Source organism: Nocardia amikacinitolerans, assembly GCF_900215415.1.
GTDB lineage: Bacteria > Actinomycetota > Actinomycetes > Mycobacteriales > Mycobacteriaceae > Nocardia > Nocardia amikacinitolerans.
On the sequence record NZ_OBEG01000001.1, the window covers coordinates 276,066 to 292,894 of the forward strand.

The window sequence follows — 16,829 nt, forward strand, 5'->3', positions numbered from 1 at the left end:
CCGCCGAGGCCGGCACCGGCGTCTCCGGCCTCGCCAGATGACCGTTTAGGCCGGCGCCGACGTTGCCCACGGACCCAGGCCGGTGTCGAGGCCGAGGCCATCACCCCGCGTTGCCGACCAACGCCCGCCGCGCTTCGTCCACGCAATCGGCCCACGGCCGATCACCCAGCTCGGTCACGCCCGATTCCCCCATGAACGCGCTGGACACGACGACATCCGGGGTGAGTTCGGCCAGCACGTCGAGGCTGGCGAGCAGCGTCTCGCGGTCGCTGTGTCCCTCCAGATACCCTGCCCACCAACCGTTCTCGCCGAGGACGAGCGTGTCGCCGGTGAACAGGTGCCGCTTGCCGGAAATCGTGGCCAGATAGCTGGCGCTGCCGACGGTGTGGCCGGGGGTGGGGATGACCTCGAGCCCGGCGAACGCGACGTGCCTGCTGTCGAACGGGTCGTCGACGGCGGTCTGGGTGACCTCGCCCGCGTCGGCCTTGTGCACGTGCAACCGGGCGCCGAACCGGTCGCGGACCGTGGCCAGCGAGGACGCGATCTCGTCGCGGTGGCTGAGGTACTGGTGTGCCACGCCGCCGAGTTCGGCCATTCGATCGAATTCGGCGGCGAGCGTGGTGTTGTAGAACAGCACGTTGCCCTCGGGCGTGGTCCACAGGTAGGCGTTGGTGGTCAGGCCGGGGAACGGGCTCAATGTCTCGGTCTGCCACAGTTCGGGTGCGATCTGGCGCATGGTGCGCTCCTTTCGGTCTCACCCGTAAGGCGCTGGATCGAATCCAGCGATGCTGGATCACAACGTCCAGCGGATCTCGCGCTGCGGTTGGTAGCGGCAGACCACGCCGAGCGAGACGCAGGCGCGCAGGTGCTCGGCCAGCTCCGGATGCACGCCGTCGAGGCGGCGCAGCGCATCGCGGATGCAGGCCGACACCGTCTTGCGCGCCCGCTCGGCGTCGTCGCCGAGCCTGCGGGTGCGTCCGGCGAGGCCCGCGGCGCGGCGCAGTTCGTCGAGCAGGGCCGCGCGCTCGCGATCCAGCTCGGCGGCGCGGTCGTCGTGGCCGAGTTCGGTGGCGCGGTCGATCTCTGCGTCCAGGGTGCTCAATCGCCGCCGATACGACGCCTTGGCCCGATCGTCGAGCACCGGGTCGGAACCGAGCGCGGCCGCCGCCCGCACGATGCCCTTGTCGGGTGCGCTGGACAACTCGAGGGACGGGATGTCCTGTCCGGGATGCCCGACCAGGACGTGCAGATCGCGCAGTCCTTTGGCGTCGGGCAGGTGCGCGGTCCGTCCGTCGAACCGCAACACCCAGACCGCGCCGTCGAAGCGGAACGCGTTGTCCGGCTGGGGTTTCGGTTCCGGCGTGACCTGAGGCGGCCGGTGCGAGAGCAGCCGCAGCTGATCGCGCGCGGCATCCAGCCACGGTTGGGCCCGCAGCCGGTGTGCGAGCTCGGCGGCGGTCTCGAAATGCTCGGCGGCGACGCGGGTGTCGCCTGCGGCCTGGCAGACGCGTCCGAGCCAGTAGGCGTAGGGCCCGTACACCGCGCCGCCGCCCGCTACCACCGCCCAGTAGTGCTCGTACGAAACAAGCCTGCCGCACACCGTGTCTCGCAGTTCGGCGTCGTCGAGGACCAGCGCGGCGTGCGCCTGGGCGACCAAGACGCCCGCGTGAAAATGCCGGGGATAGACCCGGTACAGCGATTCGATGTCGGCGGCCCGGCGCGCCACCCGCTCGGTGTCGCCGCGGCGGGCGGCGGTGATCAGCTCCGGCACCGCCGTGTAGTCGCCCGCGAGCTCGCGGTAGCGGCCGACGAGTGATTCGGCCTCGTCCAGCTCGTCGGTGAAAAGCGCCAGGGTCCAGCGTTGTTCGAGCCATAGCGGCACCACATCGACCTCGCCGAGTTGAGCGCCCAGCGCGTACGCGTCGTCGATCGCGATGCGTGCCTCCGCGAAACGACCGCGCACCATCGCCAACGCGCCGATGCGCGACAGCGAGACGAAACGATAGCGCGGCGAGCGCGCGCGTTCGGCTCGCGCCGTGAGATCGGCCAATTCGGTGTGTGCGCGGGGATCGCCCAGCTCGAGCAGTGCGGCGAAGCGAAGCAGCCCGGCCTGCAATGCCGCGTCTCCGCGGCCGAGAGCGCCGAGTTCGTCTGCGAGAGCGAGGCGTTCGCGCGCGGTGCCTGGCTGCCAGATGGCGTCGTGGCGGGCGAGTAGTGCATCGGCGAGGGCGGTGTCGTCGCCGGATTCGCGGGCCAGCGTGAGTGTTTCGGCGCTGACCCGGTCGACGGCGTCGTGCCGCGCCGTGCCGGTGTGCACGCGGACCCGGGTGCCAGCGGCCAGCACCCGCACCGCGAGGGGATCGGTGCGCGGACGTCGGGTCAGCAGCAGTTCGTGCGCGCGCTCCATGAGGTCGATTTCGTGCTCGGCCTCGCGTTCCGGATCGGGCATGCCGAGCTCGTGCCTACCGAGCGCCGCACGCGCGAACAGCTCCGGTGCGGGGTCCGCGGTGGCGAGCAGGCTGTCGTAGGTGCGCCGGGCCGCGACCAGCTCGCCCGCATCACGGTGCGCGGCGGCGAGTCCGAGGGCGATACGGCCGCGCAGCTCGGTGTCGGCGGCCTGGACGAGTTCGAGCGCGTGCGCGTAGTGGGTGGCGACCTCGCGGGCAGCGAGTCGTCCGCAGGCGTCGTGTGCCGCCGCGAGCAGGTAGCGCAGCGTGCGCTCGGGGTCGACCGCGTCACCCGCGCGGTGCGCGTGATGAGCGAGATCGCCGGTCGTCGCGCCGGACACCGGACGCGGAAGACGTTCCAGCGCCGCGAGTATCGCCGCGTGCCGCGCCCTGGTCTCGGCCGGATCGAGGCGGGCGAGCAGTGTCTCGCGGATCAGGTCGTGGGCGAAGGCGTAGCGGTCCTCGTCGTCGGTCACCAGCCGGGCCCGCACGGCGATCGCCAACAGATCGGCGGAATCGGCGCGGCCGGTGCTCGCGGCGAGGGCCGCGGCGGTGAACTCGCGGCCGAGCAGCGCGGCGGTGGTCAGCGCGTCCACCGCCGCGGCGGGCAACGGCGCGAGGCGCGCGTCGAGGGTCTGTCGAACGCCGGGTGTGAGGCTGTCGAGGGGATTGCCCGCGGCCCACAGCCGTGTCGCCTGTTCGATCAGGAACGGATTGCCTCCGGTGAGGTCACGCAGCGCGGCGACGATCCGCTCCGGCGGACGCTGTCCGGTGAGCGCGGCGACCAACGCGCCGATCTGCTCGGCGTCCAAACCGGTCAGCTCGATGGTGTGCGCGGCGGCCGCCACCTCGCCGAACACCGTGCGCAGCGGGTGATCGTCCGCGGCGAGTTCGGTGTCGCGCACCGTGCAGACCAGGGCGAGCCGCTCGAACCACAAGTGCCGCGCGACGAACGCGAGAACTTCGAGCGAGGCGGGATCGGCACGGTGCAGATCATCGATCACCACGAAGACCGGTCGCACGGCACAGGCGGCGAGCAGCGCCTCGGACACCGCGTCACCGATGCGGAACAGCGAAGCGCTCGCCGGTGTGTCCTCGCGGGACTCGCCGATCAGGTGGGACAGCGCGTTGCCAGCGGCATCGTCGACCGCCGCCCACTGCCCGGGCGTCGCTACCCGACGCAGACCGCGCAGAACCTGGACCCACGGCCAGAAACCGGGCGTGCCGTCGCCCTGCCACGCCGTCGCGGTGAACACCAGCGCCGCGTCCGGTCCGAACTCGCCGACGACCTCGGTGACGAGCGCGGTCTTGCCGATTCCCGCCTCGCCGGACACCAGCACCAAACCGCCGTGACTGGACACCGTGCGGCGCAGCGTTTCCCGCAGCAGCGCCGCCGGATGGTCCCGGCCGATCAGCGGGATTGCGGGCACCCGTCGCCTCCTCGATGGTCTCCGACGAGACTATCCGCAGGAACAGGCCGGACGGGGCGGACTCAGTTCGGGAAGGCGCCCGCGCCGGGAGCCGCGCCGGTGGCGATGGGCGAACCGCTCGGCCGCAGCGCGTCCGCGTCGAACGGGATCACCGAGCTCGGCCGATTGCTCGCCCGCACGAGGGGCTGGAGCAGCGAGGCCGGATCGAATCCGGCGATGGGCGAGACGACCGGTGCGGACTGCGGGCCGAGGCTGCCCACGTAGAGCTTGGCACCGTCGGCGGTGAAGCCGACCGAGACCGGCGCGTCCACCGGGACCCTGTCCGTCACGCGATCGGTCGCCACGTCGACGACCTGGACCGCGTTCACGCCCGGCGTGGCCACCAGCAGCCGATCGCCGTCGGGACTGAACGCGCCCGACACCGGGGCGCTGCCCGCCGGAAGCGCGATGGCGCCGAGCCGCTGCCAGGACGCCGTGTCGATCACCGACACGTTGTCGCCGAGCGCGTTCATCGCGTACAGCTTGCGGCCGTCGGGGGAGACCGCGGCGAACGCGGGCACCGAGCCGTCGATCTGAATGCGTTCGCCGAGCTGGAATCCGCTCTCGGGGTCGAACGCGGCCGCGGTCGAATCGGCGAACACCGCGTAGAGGCGTTCACCGTCCGGTGCGATGGCGGCGGCGAGCGCGAGCGACGGCAGCGGCATCGAGCGGACCAGCGTGTTGGACGTGGTGCTCAGCACGTCGATGGACGGGCGAGCGGTGACGACGTAGACGAGGTCCCGGACCGGATCGGTGATCGGTCGTGTCATGCCGTCGGTGCCGCTGATCGGGATGCGGGCGGTAACGCGGTCGGTCGCTCGGTCGATGACAGCTATGTCGTCGGCGCCGACGAACGGGGGATTGAACGCCTGAACGTAGAGATGCTGACCGTCCCGCGAGGCGGTCACCGCGGACGCCTGCGGTCCGACTCCTTCGACTCGGCCGACGATCCGGTCCGTCGCGGTGTCGACCACGACCACCGCGCCCTCGCCCGCGACCGGGATGTAGGCCAGCGGCCCGGTATCGGCGGCCCCGGCGGTCGGCGCGAGCAGCGACAGGGCGACCGCGGCGAGCGCCAACGCGCGCGACGATCGCCGCCGGAACCGGTTTGCCATCGTGGGACCTTTCTGGTGAGTATCCGAACGGACTATTCCGCGTAATCGCCGCCGCCGCAAGCGGTTGCCGCGCTACCGGGGCGTATTGGTCCGGTTTCCGCGTGTTCGGAGGCGACTCAGGCCTTGTCGGCCCACATGTTGCTGAGCAGTCGGTGACTCGGTGTATCGGCGAGCGACTGGCTCGACTCGTAGATCCGTCGGTAGCCGGTCTCGGTGATGCGCCACTGCCCGTCGGCGTCGCGACGGTAGCGATCGGAGTAATACCCCGCGCCGCGGATCAACACGCCGTACTCGGTGGCGATCACGGTGTCCTCGAAGGCCCACGAGCCGGTCGCGGTGTCGCCGTCGACACTGATCTCGGGATGGTTGGCGATGTGCACGGTGAGGACGGTGGGTCCGACGTTCTGGCGCATGAAGTCGGTGATCGCCGCACGGCCGTCCAGGACGAGCGGCTCGCCGAGCGCGTGCGTGCCGTACCGCCCGACCGCGTCGACGGCGAGGGTGTCGGCGAACTCCGCCCAGAGCTTGAGATCCAAGGTCCGGAAGTATCGGTACTTCAGCTGGCGCACGGCTTCGACGGCGGCGAGATCCATCCGCTCAGCCTGGCACGACACGACAGGCTGGACAAGAACGTGTTCTCATTCGTCTTCCGTGTGAATCCGCGCTTCCCGAATGGGTAACCGACATGCGGGTGCGGAACCGATCCGCGCCCCTGCCGTGCACATCCCCGTCACGAGGAGGAGCCGTGACCGAGACGCCCGTGCCCGCCGATCGCCCCGCCGAACCGTCCCTCGACCAGCGGCACGCTCTACAGACCGCCGCGGCCCGACTGGAGAAGGAGTTCGAAGGCGTCGCGCCCGACGCCGCCATCGAACAGTTCCTGCAAGCCGCCTACGACCACATGGCCGACGGGGCCGCCTTCGACAATTTCCTGCCTCTGCTCGCCGAGCGTTACACGCGGGAATGGTTGCTGGCCTTGGCCGAAGAGAAGTCCTCGGCGTAGACCCGCTGATCATCCACAACCACTTCCTGCCAGGGGACCGCTACGGGTACCCCGGTCACCTGCCCGAGGTCCCTCGCTGTAGACGGCCGCCCCGGATCACTGTCGTAGCCGAGCGGCCAAGCCGGGGACACCGGGTCCGGTCAGCCGGTCGAGCGCCACTTCGCGTCCGGTCGCGAGCAGCAGCAGCGCGGAGACCGGTCCTTCGATCTCGGGTCCGTCGCCGCGTTGCCATCCGGTGTCGGTCGCGGTGAGGCGGTAGCCGGAGAAGCGCCGTGCCGCCTGGAACGTCCGGCCCATCGTCCACACCCGATCGAGCGAGATACGCGCTGCCGCAACGGGCATCTCGCGGGACAGGCCGAGCGGAACGGCGATGTCCTGGCCGTGCACCAACAGGTCCATCAGCCGGTCGGTGGGGGTGGTGCCTGCCGCGGTGTATCGGTGATCGACGGTGGCGCGGAGCCGGGCGAGCAGTTCCGGTGGCGTCGATCGATCGGCGAGCCGGATAGCGGTGTCGCTATCGGCGAATTGGCCGAGGCGACGGGACTTTCCGTGCGCACCGTCCGGTTCTATTGCGACGAGGGGCTGGTGGCGGCGCGGCGCAGCACCGGTGGTCATCGGATGTTCGACGCGAGTGCGGCGATCGAGCGGGTGACGGCGATCCGCAGGCTGCGGGCGCTCGGGTTGGGGCTCGTGGTCATCGGCGATGTCTTGAACGGACGCCGGTCCTTGGACGATGCGGTGGCCGAGGAGCGGGCCGCTGTGGAGCGTTCGTATCGCGAACTGTCTTGGCGGCGTGCGTCTTTGCGTGCCGTCGAGGCGGCGGCTCCCGGTGAGCGCGCGGCGACACTCGCCATCCTCGCGGGCGCGGCGGACGGCGGGGCCGCCCACGACTCGCTGGTGCGTTTCTGGCGCGGGATTCTGGCACCGATGGCGGCGGAGCAGTTCGACGGGCTCGTGTCGATGGACATCCCGCCGCCGCCCGCCGACCCGGCGGTGGAGCAGGTTCTCGCTTACGCCGAGATTATCGCGCTCGTCGCGGATGGGTCGATGTATGCCGCGGTGCGGCAACAGATCTGGCGCTCCGGTTCGGTGCGGGACCGGCGCGGGCTGCTGGACGGAGTCGGGGAAGCTTGTGGTGCGGTGATCGAGGTGCTGCCGTCCGGAGAACGCCCGCGCCCGGGTCCCGAACTCGACGGCTTCGTCGCCGCCCACGCCGAGGCCCGAAGGGCCCGCGACACCCCGGACTTCCGGCGACAGTTGCTGGTCGGCGCGACCGACGCCGATCGACGCATCGCCCGCTACTGGACGCTCACCGAAACGCTGACCGGCACGCCGATAAGCGTTGGGCGCGCGCATGATTGGCTGTACGAGGCGCTGCGACAGTCGGTGTCCACCGAAGGATGTTCGCGGTTGCCGGGGCCCTGACGGCGGAAGGAAGCCGATCCGCGACGGGACGACAGGCCAAACCCCGGCGGTCTGTGACGCGGCGCCGCGCAGGCCGTCCGCCTGGCCGACGCCGCTCGGGCTGTCGAACCGATCAGGAATCGAGAAGCGCTGGTCAGCGGGCCGCAACTAGCGTTGTCGCCATGAACAGCACCACTGAACAGACCACCATCGACGCCGTCATCCTCGAGGTGCCCGACCCGACGGCCGCCGCGACCTTCTACGACGCCGCGTTCGGTCTCGGCGAGAAGGTGCGATTCCGCGCCTCGGAGGCGTCGACGACCGGCTTCCGCGGCTTCATCCTCTCGCTCGTCGTGTCCCAGCCGAGTACCGTCGACAGCCTCATCGGCACCGCCCTCGACGCGGGCGCGACCACGCTGAAGCCGGCCAAGAAGAGCTTCTGGGGCTACGGCGGCGTCATCCAGGCACCGGACGGCGCGATTTGGAAGATCGCCACGTCGGCGAAGAAGGACACCGGCCCCGCCACCCGCGAGATCGACGATTTCGTGGTGCTGTTCGGCGTCGACAACGTCAAAACCACCAAGCAGTTCTACATCGACCGCGGCCTGACCGTGGGAAAGAGCTTCGGCAGCAAGTACGTAGAGTTCGACACCCCACCGTCCTCGGTCAAGCTGGCACTCTACGGCCGCCGCGCCGCCGCCAAGGACGCCGGCGTCGCCCCGGAGGGCACCGGCTCACACCGGCTCGTCATCGGCAGCGGCCTCGGGGAATTCGTCGACCCGGACGGCTTCGAATGGGAGGCCACCCCGGCCTGAGCGGTGCGGCACTCCAGAAGCCGGAATTCGAGAAGGCAGCGTTGGTCGGTCGGCTCGGTCACGGTGTCGAGGACCAGGCCGTGTGCGGCGGCGAGCGTGCGGAACTCATCGATGCGGCGTTCGCGGCCGCCGTAGATCGCGAGCATCGCCAGGTCCATTTCGGTACTGGCTCGCCGCCCTCCCACCGGTTCGATGACGAGGACGCGACCGGCCGGGTGGACGGCTTCGGCGCATCGGGCGAGGATGCGGTGGGCGTGCTCGTCGTCCCAGTCGTGCAGGATGTCGGACAGCAGATAGGCGTCCGCCCCGGCCGGGAGGGTGTCGAAGAAGCTGCCCGCGGTCACTTCGGTTCGGTCGTCGAGGTCGTGAGCGCTGAAGGTGCGGCGGGCCTCGGTCGCGGTGGGTGCGAGATCGATCAGATGGCCGCGAATGCCGGTGTGCGCCAGCAGGATCGCGGCGAGCAGCGTTCCTCGGCCACCGCCGACATCGACGACGGTGGTGAATCGAGACCAGTCGAAACCGGCGACGAGTCGCGGGATCTGCTCGTGGAACCGCAGGGTCATCTGCCGGTCGAACGACTCACGCAGGTGCGGGTTTTCGGCGAGGTCGGCCCAGAAGTCTCGACCGTAGCGGCGTGGGTAAGCCGCTCGGCCGGTGGCGATGCTGTGGGCGAGTTCGACCAAGGCCAGTTCGGCGCGGCCGGCCGCGGAGTCCAAGTGCAGCAGGATGTTGGTGAAACCGTTGTCGGCATCGGCGCACAGATTCGCGCCGAACTCGGTGGTCCGGTAGCCGGTGGCTGTCGGTTCGACGACCCCGAGTGTCGTCAGGTGGCCGAGCAGGAGGTCGAGCGCGACCGGTGCGACGTCGATTTCGACCGCGAGTTCCGCGGCGGCGGCGCCGTTTCCGACGAGCCGGTCCGGCAGACCGAGGGTCACCGCGATCCGCAATGCCATCGGTGTCGCCAAACTGGCCATGCGACGGAGCGCGTCCGCATCGTTGGCGTTGTGTCCCACGAAGATTCACTGTGGCATGCCCGTCAATCGAAATTCAGCCGACATGTCATGTCGGTCTAGACTGCCAGTGGGGGTGATCCTGGGGCGGGGTGGTCGGGTGGTTCGTAGGTTCGCCATGTCTCGGCCAGGCGGCGTGCGGCCTCGCGGAGGTCGGCGGGGTCGGCGACGAAGCTGATGCGGACGTGATCGATACTGCCGCCGGAGGCGTCGAGACCGGCGCCGGGCAGGATCGCGACACCGTGTCGCAGGGCGCGCTGGGCGAACGAGGTGCCGTCCCCGTGGGGCAGGCGGATCCATAGTGTCTGGCCGCCGGACACCGGAGGGACCTCCCATTCCGGTAGGCGCTCGGTCAGCTCGGTCACCAGGGTGTCGTGGCTTTCCTTGCGCTGCCGCGTGATTCGTTCACGCAGCGCGTCCAGATCGCGAAGCAGCCAGGCGGCGGCCAACTGAGCGGGGATGTTGCCGCCGAGATCGTGCACGGCGCGCAGCCGAGCCAGCCGGGCGATCACCGGGATCGGCGCCCGCACCCAGCCGACACGCAGGCCGCCCCAGACGATCTTGCTGAGCGAACCGATGGATATCACGGACTCGTCGAAGGCGGCCAACGGCGGTGGCGGCGGATCGGTGCCGGGAAATCCGAGCTCGGTCAGCACCTCGTCATCGATCAGCGGCACCCCGGCTGTTCTCGCAGACTCGACGAGCGTCCGCCGGGCCAGCGCGGAAAGCACCGCGCCCGTGGGGTTCTGGTAGGTCGCCACGACATAGGCGAGCGCCGCAGGGACCACCGCGCCGAGGCCAACCGGACCTGTCCTCGGTACCGCCGCGACCTCCCGAAACGCCTCCAGCGCACCGGGATAGGTCGGCGCCTCCACCAGAACCCGGTCGCCGGGCCGGAGCAGTGCTTGGGCGAGCAAGGACAGCGCCTGCTGCCCACCGCCGGTGACGAGAATCTGCTCCGGATCGGTCGGCACGCCACGTGCCCGATAACGCTCGGCGATCATCCTGCGCAACAGTGGATGCCCGGTCGGCCGGTAGCCGATGTCACCGTCGGCCGCGGCGAGGTCGGGCAGGATGTGCTGATACGCCTGAGCGACTTCGGGCGGCGGCGTCGCGGGGGCGGCACAGGCGAGCGCGATGACATCGGCCTCCGGCTCCAGCAGCTGCAGAAAGGCCGGAGAATGGGTGGTTTCCCGCGCGGGGAGCGCTGCGGGTCCCGCGACCCGGGTGCCGCTGCCCTGCCTGCGCACCACCCGACCCTCCACGCTGAGCAGGTCATAGGCCGCCACAACCGTGCTGCGCCCCACCGCGAGTGTTTTCGCCAGCCTGCGGTCGGGTGGCAACCGCGTGCCCGACGGCAGCTCACCGTCGTCGATCAACGTCCGCAATCGCCCGGCAAGCAACAGATACAACGGTCCGCGGTCGGCGGACCACCGACCGAGCCGGTCGGCGAGTTCGATTGGCTCCATACGCAAACCATTCTGCCCCGATTGGCTCTAGGACCACCCCCCCTGCCGCCGTGAGGATGAAGCCATGAGCAAGATCTCCATCACCGATGTCGTCGACGACCTGACCGGACCGTGGCAACCGAGGGACCTGGCGACGGCCAACGACGCCGTGGTGCGCATCGCCCGCTTCCACGGCGCATTCCCCTGGCACCACCACCACGACGAGGACGAGCTGTTCCTGTGCTGGAGCGGAACCTTCCGCATCGAATTGCAAGACGGCGAGTCGGTGACGCTCCACCCCGGCGAAATCTTCGTCGTTCCCCGCGGAGTCGAGCATCGGCCGGTCGCCGAGGAACCGGCTCACGGGATCATGATCGAACGACCCGAAACCAAGCAGTACGGCAACTGACTACGAGGAGCGGCTGATCCAAGCCGGCGGAACCGCTGCGCCATGCCTGCGTCGGGCCCGGGCAGAGGTGGGTGGGCCCGACGCACGGCCCCTCTCACAAATCCGGGCGGACCAGAATCTGAATGTGCTCGTCCGGATTGCGGAGGGCGTCGATGGCGTTCGCCACGCCGTCCAGCCCCACCTGGTCGGTGATGAGCGACGCCGCGTCGAGGGTGCCGTCGGCGATGCGGCCCAGCGTCCTCGCGTACTCCTCGTGCGGATAGACCATGCACATCTGCAACGAGATGTCCTTGTAGATGCCGACGATAGGGCGGATCACGTCGTCGGTCATCACCGCACCGATCTGCAGGATGGTGGTCTGGCGCGGCGCCTTGTACATCAGGTCGTTGATCAGGCCGGGCACCGCGGCGCACACCCAGATGTGCAGGAGCTGGCCGGGTGCGGCGGCTGCACGCCACACGTCGATCGGGTCGGCCACCGCTGGGTCGACGACGCGGTGCGCGCCGAGACGTAAGGCGGTGTCGCGCCGCAGTTTCGACGGATCGGAGGCGACGATGGGCGCGACACCCCGTTCGGCCAGCGCGGCGACCGCGCCCAAACCGACAGGGCCGCAACCGATCACGATGCCGGATCCGGACGGTCCGATCCCAGTGCGCGCCACGTTGCCGAAGCCGACCGCGAGCGGCTCGGTCAGCGCGGCGACGTGCGGCGGGACACGCGAGGGGATCGGTTCGAGCGCCATGGCCTGCAAGACCATCCGCTCCCCGTAACCGCCGGGGAACTCGTTGGAGAATCCGACGCCGTGGATCTGCCCCGCGTGGTCGACCGCCCACGGCAGGGCGACCACGAGCTGTCCGGGTTCGTGCGGGGTGTCCGGCCCGGCCGAGACCACCCGGGCCGCGATCTCGTGGCCGAGCACCACGTCACGGCTCGGGTCGAACTCGAAGGTCGGTACCCCGCTGTCGCGCGAGGCCTGGAGGAACTCGTCGGTGAAATCCAGTGCCTGCTTGTCGGATCCACAGATCCCGCAGGCCACCGTCTCCACCAGCACCTGGCCGGGCCCCGGCACCGGGTCGGCCACCTCGTCGACGACCAGACGGCGATCCCGCATCACCACCGCGCGCATCAGCGGCTCTCCTCATCGGCGCCGAGCGCGGCGGCCAGCGTCTTCCCGTGTTTGTCGAAGGCGCTCTGGATGCCCGCCTGCAGACCGCCGATCATGCGTTCGCTGTTGGCGTTCGCCCACTCGAGGGAGGCGACCCGGTTGCGATTCGCCTGGGTGAAATGCGGAATCACGTGCTCGGCGAACAGCCGCGCCGAACGCTGAGTCGCCTCCCAGTCCGCCACGTTGAGCCCGAGCAGCAGGAAGGTCCCGAAGCCGCCGGACTGTTCGGTCAGCTTCTCGATGGTGGCGATCGCGTCGTCCGGTGTGCCGATGGTGGCGCGGCCGAAGGCAGGGAAGCCCTCACCGACCCACTGTCGCACGGCATCTCGCGGCGACTGCCCCCACGGCGCGGTCCGGCCACTGAGCTTCTCGATGTAGTCGACCAGATGCTCGACGCCCCACTCGACGTCCCGCATCGCCTGCTCCCGCGTCTCGGCGAGGTGCATCGGCGCGACCAGCCGCCACCGCGACCGGTCCACCGCGTGCCCGTGCTCGAGCAGGGTCTTCTCGTAGACCTTCCAGTTCGGCACCAGCGCCTCGTAGCCGCTGGGATCCGAGGCGGCCAGCGAAAGCAGCCCGGCGCCGTGCCGACCGGCCAGCACCGCACCCGAGGGCGAAATGGTCGACGCCACAGCCATTTCCATGCCGCCGGACTGGTAGGGAAGCAGCTGCAGCCTCGCCTCGCCGAGCCGATACCAATCGGTTTCGGCGGTCACCGTCTCCCCGCGCAGCAGTCGCACGAGCACGGCCATGGACTCGTGCATCATGTCGCGCTGCCGCACCGGGTCGATCCCCAGCATGGCCGCGTCGGTGGCCAGCTGGCCGGGGCCGACGCCCATCATGGTGCGGCCCATGGTGAGGTGGTCGAGCAGGCAGAGCCGGTCGGCGAGCATCAACGGCTGGTGATAGGGCAGCGAGTTCACACCGGTGCCGAGCCGGATCCGGCTGGTGCGCTGCGCCGCGGCGGCGAGGAACACCTCGGGCGCCGCGATGATCTCCAGCCCGGCCGAATGATGTTCGCCGACCCAGGCTTCCGCGTAACCGAGCCGGTCGGCCAGCTCCACCAACTCCAGGTCGCGCTGGAGTTGTAGCGTGGGGTTGCCGGTGAGCGGGTGGTACGGGGCGAGGAAGAAACCGAACCTGGTGGGTCCGGTCGATGCGGTGTCGCTCAATTCAGTTGTCCTGACTTCGGGTTCGCGCGAGTCAGCGCGACCAGTCGTGGCCCCAGTAGCTGTCCGCGGTGATCTCCTCCGCGGTGTAGGTGGATTCGTCCACCAGCAGCCCCTCGGTGCCGAATTCCAGATCCCAGCCGCCCGGGGTGCGGACGTAGAAGGAGATCATCTTGTCGTTGGTGTGCCTGCCGAGGGTGGAGGACAGGTGGTAGCCGGCCTTGCCGACCCGGTCCAGCGCGCGGCCCACGTCGTCGAGTGCGTCGACCTCGACCATGATGTGCACCAGGCCGGAGCCCTCCTTCCCTCCGGACGGGATCAGCGCCAGGCTGTGGTGGCGCTGGTTGACGCCGAGGAACCGCACCCGCATCGGGCCGTACTCCGGCGGGGTCGGCAGCCGGAACGCACCGCGCGGCAGGAAGCCGAGCACGTCGGTGTAGAAGCGGAACGCGACGTCCAGGTCCGGCACCGGAAGCACGACGTGTCCGAGGCCGAGTCCTTCTGTGACGAAACGGTTTCCGTGCTGGGACACCACCGGGCTGTGGTCGAGCACCGGACCGTGGAAAACCTCGACGGGCGTGCCCGCGGGATCGGTGAACGCGATCGCCTCCTCGACGCGGCGCGCGTCGGCCTCCTCGACCGAGAGCGTGGTCACCTCGATCCCCGCCGCCTGCACCGCGTCGCGCGCGGCGGCCAGCGCCCGATGATCGCGGACCTCCCAGCCGACGGCGAGCACCTTGTCGGTGTCGGCCGGAACCAGCACCAAGCGGGCGCCGCGCTCGTCCATCCGCAGGTAGATCGCGTCCGGATCCGGGCCGCTGCCCTCGGCGAAGCCCATCACGTCGAAGGCGAAGGTGCGCCAGGCGTGCGGATCGCTGACGGCGACCCGCACATAACCGAGCGAGCTGATGACAGCCATGGGGTGGTTCTCCTCAGTCATAGGTGATCCGGACCGTGTCGGTGACCGGAATCGCCTGGCAGGCGAGCACATAGCCGTCGGCCAGGTCTTCTTTCTCCAAAACGTCGTTGCGCAGCATCTTCACCTCACCGTCGCGCAGGCGGCACACGCACGCGCTGCACGCGCCCTCCCGGCACGAGTACGGCGCCTCGACGCCGCGGGCGAGCAGCACATCCAGCAGCACGGTCTCGCGCGGCCAGCCGAATTCGTGTGTCTCGCCGTCGATCTCGACGGTGACGGCGGCGACGTCCTCGGACGAGTCGTCCGCGGTGGGCACCGGGGCGAACGGGTCGCCGGTGATCGAGACGAATCGCTCCGAGTGCACGCGGTCGACGCCGAGCTCGGTCGCCGCCCACTCGACGGCGTCCATGAAAGGCTCCGGACCGCAGACGAACACGGCGCGGTCGGCCCACGGTTCGATCAACGTCCGCAGCTGAGCCGCGGTGGGCAGGCCCTGCACGGTCTCCAGCCAGTGCACCACCGTCAGCCGTTCGGGGTGTGCGCGCGCAAGCTCGGCCAGCTCGGCGGCGAAGATCACCGAGCGCTCGTCCCTGTTGGCGTAGACGAGGGTGCAGCGGCCATTGCCCTGTGCCAGCGCGGATTTCGCGATGGAGAGCACCGGCGTGATGCCGCTGCCCGCCGCGAGCAACAGCAGGTCGTCGTCGAGCGAGGCCGGTGTGAACACCCCCGCCGGGGGCAGGCTTTCGAGTTCCATGCCCTCGGCGGCGTTGTCGCACAACCAGTTCGAGCCGTACCCGCCCTGTGTCCGCTTCACGGTCACTTTCAGCGGCCCGTCCTCGTGCGGTGCGCTGGACAGCGAGTACGAGCGCGCCACCGACCCGGTGCGGTCGCTGGGGATGCGCAGCGTGAGGAACTGGCCGGGCCGGTACGCGGGACGTCGGCCCTCGGCGACCAGCTCCAGCGTCACCGCGTCGGCGGTCTCGGCGATCACCCGCGCGACGCGCAACCGGATACTCACAGCAGATCCTGCTCTCGGGTGCTGAGCTCGAGCGCGCCCGCGATGACCGCGTTGTCGATGCTGCGGCGCAGTGCGGCGCACCCGGCCACTGGACTGCCGTTGCCGCGCAGCTCGGCGCAGTTGCCCGCCGCCGCGGCGGACCACTGCACGCTGGTGTGCGCCGGACTGAATTTGACTACGGCGACCCGGTTTCCGCAGGCCTGACAGATGACGGCATCCATGGCGCTCCGCTCAGGCACCGCTGCTCGCGCGCTGGGCGGCCAGGTTCTCGGCGACCTCGGCCTCCCACGCGGTGATCGCGCGGGCGGTGTCGACCTCGAATTCGAAACGGTCGGTCATCTTCTCGTCCACCTCGGCGACGTCCCGGTAGAACTGCTCGTACCAGCGGCGCAGCTGGTAGACCGGCCCGTCCTCCTCGCACAGCAGCGGGTTGTCGATGCGGGTCTTGCGCTTCCAGATCGCCACGTCCTGCTCGAAGCCGCGGCCGAGCCCGCCCGCGAACCGCACCGCCATCGCGTCGGCCTCCTCGGGCGGGAGACCGGGCAGCTTCTTGACGATCGCGCCGTACTGGAGCACGAACTTGGTCGGGGTCACCGGGTAGTGGCAGTTGATCAGCACCGCCTCCACCCGCTGGCCGTTGGACTCGTTGACCAGGTTGTCGATCATGTAGGAGGGGCCGTAGTAGTGCGCCTCGGAATGCAGCACGTTCTTGCCGCCCGCCTCCTTGGCCAGTTCGCCCTGCATGTCCTCGCGGCCGATGGAGGTCATGTACTGGCTGGCGATGTGGCCCTCGAAGACGTTCTTGAAGTAGGTCGGGAAGGCGAAGTGCACGTAGAAGAAGTGCGCCATGTCGACGACGTTGTCGATGACCTCGCGGCAGTTCGCGCCGTCGATGACGATCTGGTTCCAGGTCCAGTCGCTCCACTCGTCGCTGAACGCGCCCTCGATGCGCGGGATGGTGATGTCTTCCGGCGGCGGGTTGCCCTCGGGGTCGTGCCAGACGAACAGCTGCCGGTTCTGCTCGAGGGTGGTCCACGCCTTGGTGCGGGCCAGCGGCGGCACCCGGCGCGCGTAGGGGATCGCGGCGCAGCGGCCGTTACCCTTCCAGCGCCAGTCGTGGAACGGGCAGGCGATGGTGTCACCCTTGATGGTGCCGTCGCCGAGGTTGCCGCCCATGTGCCTGCAGTAGGCGTCGAGCACGTTGAGTTTGCCGTCGGCGCCCGCGAAGACCACCAGTTCGGTGCCAAACGCGGTGATGGTGTGCGGCTTGCCGTCGCGGAAGCTGTCGGCGAGGCCGAGGCAGTGCCAGCCGCGCGCGTAGCGTGCGGGCGGGGCGCCGGTGTCGATCACGCGCACCTGATCGTCGGTGTTCGCCGTGCTCATGATGTCGGGTCCTCCAGAGGTATTTCGCTCAGGCCTATGTCGTTCCGGGCTATTT

Annotated in this window: 16 protein-coding genes and 1 pseudogene; 4 read left to right on the forward strand and 13 right to left on the reverse strand. The window is 69.9% G+C overall.

Annotated features, from left to right (window positions below; genetic code table 11):
* Positions 1-100 precede the first annotated feature (100 nt).
* The 4 genes from CRP45_RS01355 to CRP45_RS01370 all read right to left on the reverse strand — a co-directional run bounded on the left by CRP45_RS01355 (position 101) and on the right by CRP45_RS01370 (position 5,624).
* On the reverse strand, positions 101-736 hold the full coding sequence (locus CRP45_RS01355) for an MBL fold metallo-hydrolase (protein WP_097243446.1): 636 nt from the start codon (positions 734-736) through the stop codon (positions 101-103).
* Between the two features lie 57 nt (positions 737-793).
* Positions 794-3,877, reverse strand: coding sequence for an ATP-binding protein (locus CRP45_RS01360; protein ID WP_097243447.1), 3,084 nt, complete (start codon positions 3,875-3,877; stop codon positions 794-796).
* 62 nt (positions 3,878-3,939) lie between these two features.
* The gene (locus tag CRP45_RS01365; protein ID WP_067778674.1) at positions 3,940-5,031 is read right to left on the reverse strand and encodes a YncE family protein; all 1,092 of its coding nucleotides are present in this window, start codon (positions 5,029-5,031) and stop codon (positions 3,940-3,942) included.
* A gap of 116 nt (positions 5,032-5,147) precedes the next feature.
* Entirely contained in the window at positions 5,148-5,624 is a 477-nt protein-coding gene (locus tag CRP45_RS01370; RefSeq protein WP_097243448.1) for a nuclear transport factor 2 family protein, read from the reverse strand.
* Positions 5,625-5,776: 152 nt separating this feature from the next.
* Here CRP45_RS01370 and CRP45_RS01375 point away from each other — a divergent pair, with 152 nt between their 5' ends.
* The gene (locus CRP45_RS01375) at positions 5,777-6,034 is read left to right on the forward strand and encodes a three-helix bundle dimerization domain-containing protein (RefSeq protein ID WP_097243449.1); all 258 of its coding nucleotides are present in this window, start codon (positions 5,777-5,779) and stop codon (positions 6,032-6,034) included.
* Positions 6,035-6,130: 96 nt separating this feature from the next.
* Here CRP45_RS01375 and CRP45_RS34360 read toward each other — a convergent pair whose 3' ends face one another.
* On the reverse strand, positions 6,131-6,649 hold the full coding sequence (locus CRP45_RS34360) for a maleylpyruvate isomerase family mycothiol-dependent enzyme (protein ID WP_245909811.1): 519 nt from the start codon (positions 6,647-6,649) through the stop codon (positions 6,131-6,133).
* Here CRP45_RS34360 and CRP45_RS01385 point away from each other — a divergent pair.
* Both CRP45_RS01385 and CRP45_RS01390 read left to right on the forward strand, forming a co-directional pair.
* Positions 6,584-7,459 (forward strand): MerR family transcriptional regulator, encoded by an 876-nt coding sequence (locus CRP45_RS01385; RefSeq protein ID WP_245909812.1) that lies wholly within the window; start codon positions 6,584-6,586, stop codon positions 7,457-7,459. The two genes, CRP45_RS34360 and CRP45_RS01385, sit on opposite strands and share 66 nt — an antisense overlap.
* A gap of 161 nt (positions 7,460-7,620) precedes the next feature.
* Positions 7,621-8,253, forward strand: coding sequence for a VOC family protein (locus tag CRP45_RS01390; protein ID WP_097243451.1), 633 nt, complete (start codon positions 7,621-7,623; stop codon positions 8,251-8,253).
* A gap of 137 nt (positions 8,254-8,390) precedes the next feature.
* Here CRP45_RS01390 and CRP45_RS35185 read toward each other — a convergent pair.
* Both CRP45_RS35185 and CRP45_RS01400 read right to left on the reverse strand, forming a co-directional pair.
* Positions 8,391-9,227 (reverse strand): annotated as a pseudogene (locus CRP45_RS35185) (methyltransferase); the annotation flags it as partial.
* Positions 9,228-9,322: 95 nt separating this feature from the next.
* The gene (locus tag CRP45_RS01400) at positions 9,323-10,732 is read right to left on the reverse strand and encodes an aminotransferase-like domain-containing protein (protein WP_097243452.1); all 1,410 of its coding nucleotides are present in this window, start codon (positions 10,730-10,732) and stop codon (positions 9,323-9,325) included.
* A 64-nt stretch (positions 10,733-10,796) separates the two neighbouring features.
* On the opposite strand from CRP45_RS01400, the gene CRP45_RS01405 reads away from it, so the two are divergent.
* Complete coding sequence (locus CRP45_RS01405; RefSeq protein ID WP_097243453.1) at positions 10,797-11,120, forward strand: cupin domain-containing protein; 324 nt, start codon at positions 10,797-10,799, stop codon at positions 11,118-11,120.
* A 94-nt stretch (positions 11,121-11,214) separates the two neighbouring features.
* Here the strand turns inward: CRP45_RS01405 and CRP45_RS01410 are convergent, their stop codons facing one another.
* The 6 genes from CRP45_RS01410 to CRP45_RS01435 are packed head-to-tail and all read right to left on the reverse strand — an operon-like array spanning position 11,215 to position 16,774.
* Positions 11,215-12,246, reverse strand: a complete 1,032-nt coding sequence (locus CRP45_RS01410; RefSeq protein ID WP_097243454.1) for a zinc-binding dehydrogenase — start codon at positions 12,244-12,246, stop codon at positions 11,215-11,217.
* The gene (locus CRP45_RS01415; RefSeq protein WP_097243455.1) at positions 12,246-13,457 is read right to left on the reverse strand and encodes an LLM class flavin-dependent oxidoreductase; all 1,212 of its coding nucleotides are present in this window, start codon (positions 13,455-13,457) and stop codon (positions 12,246-12,248) included. Before CRP45_RS01415 ends, CRP45_RS01410 begins: the two co-directional genes overlap by 1 nt.
* Positions 13,458-13,488: 31 nt before the next feature.
* Positions 13,489-14,373 carry a VOC family protein gene (locus tag CRP45_RS01420; protein ID WP_097244488.1) on the reverse strand — a complete coding sequence of 295 codons (885 nt, stop codon included), beginning with the start codon at positions 14,371-14,373 and terminating at the stop codon, positions 13,489-13,491.
* A 13-nt stretch (positions 14,374-14,386) separates the two neighbouring features.
* Positions 14,387-15,391 (reverse strand): ferredoxin--NADP reductase, encoded by a 1,005-nt coding sequence (locus CRP45_RS01425; RefSeq protein WP_097243456.1) that lies wholly within the window; start codon positions 15,389-15,391, stop codon positions 14,387-14,389.
* On the reverse strand, positions 15,388-15,612 hold the full coding sequence (locus tag CRP45_RS01430) for a hypothetical protein (RefSeq protein ID WP_097243457.1): 225 nt from the start codon (positions 15,610-15,612) through the stop codon (positions 15,388-15,390). Before CRP45_RS01430 ends, CRP45_RS01425 begins: the two co-directional genes overlap by 4 nt.
* 10 nt (positions 15,613-15,622) lie before the next feature.
* Positions 15,623-16,774 carry a 3-ketosteroid-9-alpha-monooxygenase, oxygenase component gene (locus CRP45_RS01435; RefSeq protein ID WP_097243458.1) on the reverse strand — a complete coding sequence of 384 codons (1,152 nt, stop codon included), beginning with the start codon at positions 16,772-16,774 and terminating at the stop codon, positions 15,623-15,625.
* Positions 16,775-16,829: the final 55 nt, after the last annotated feature.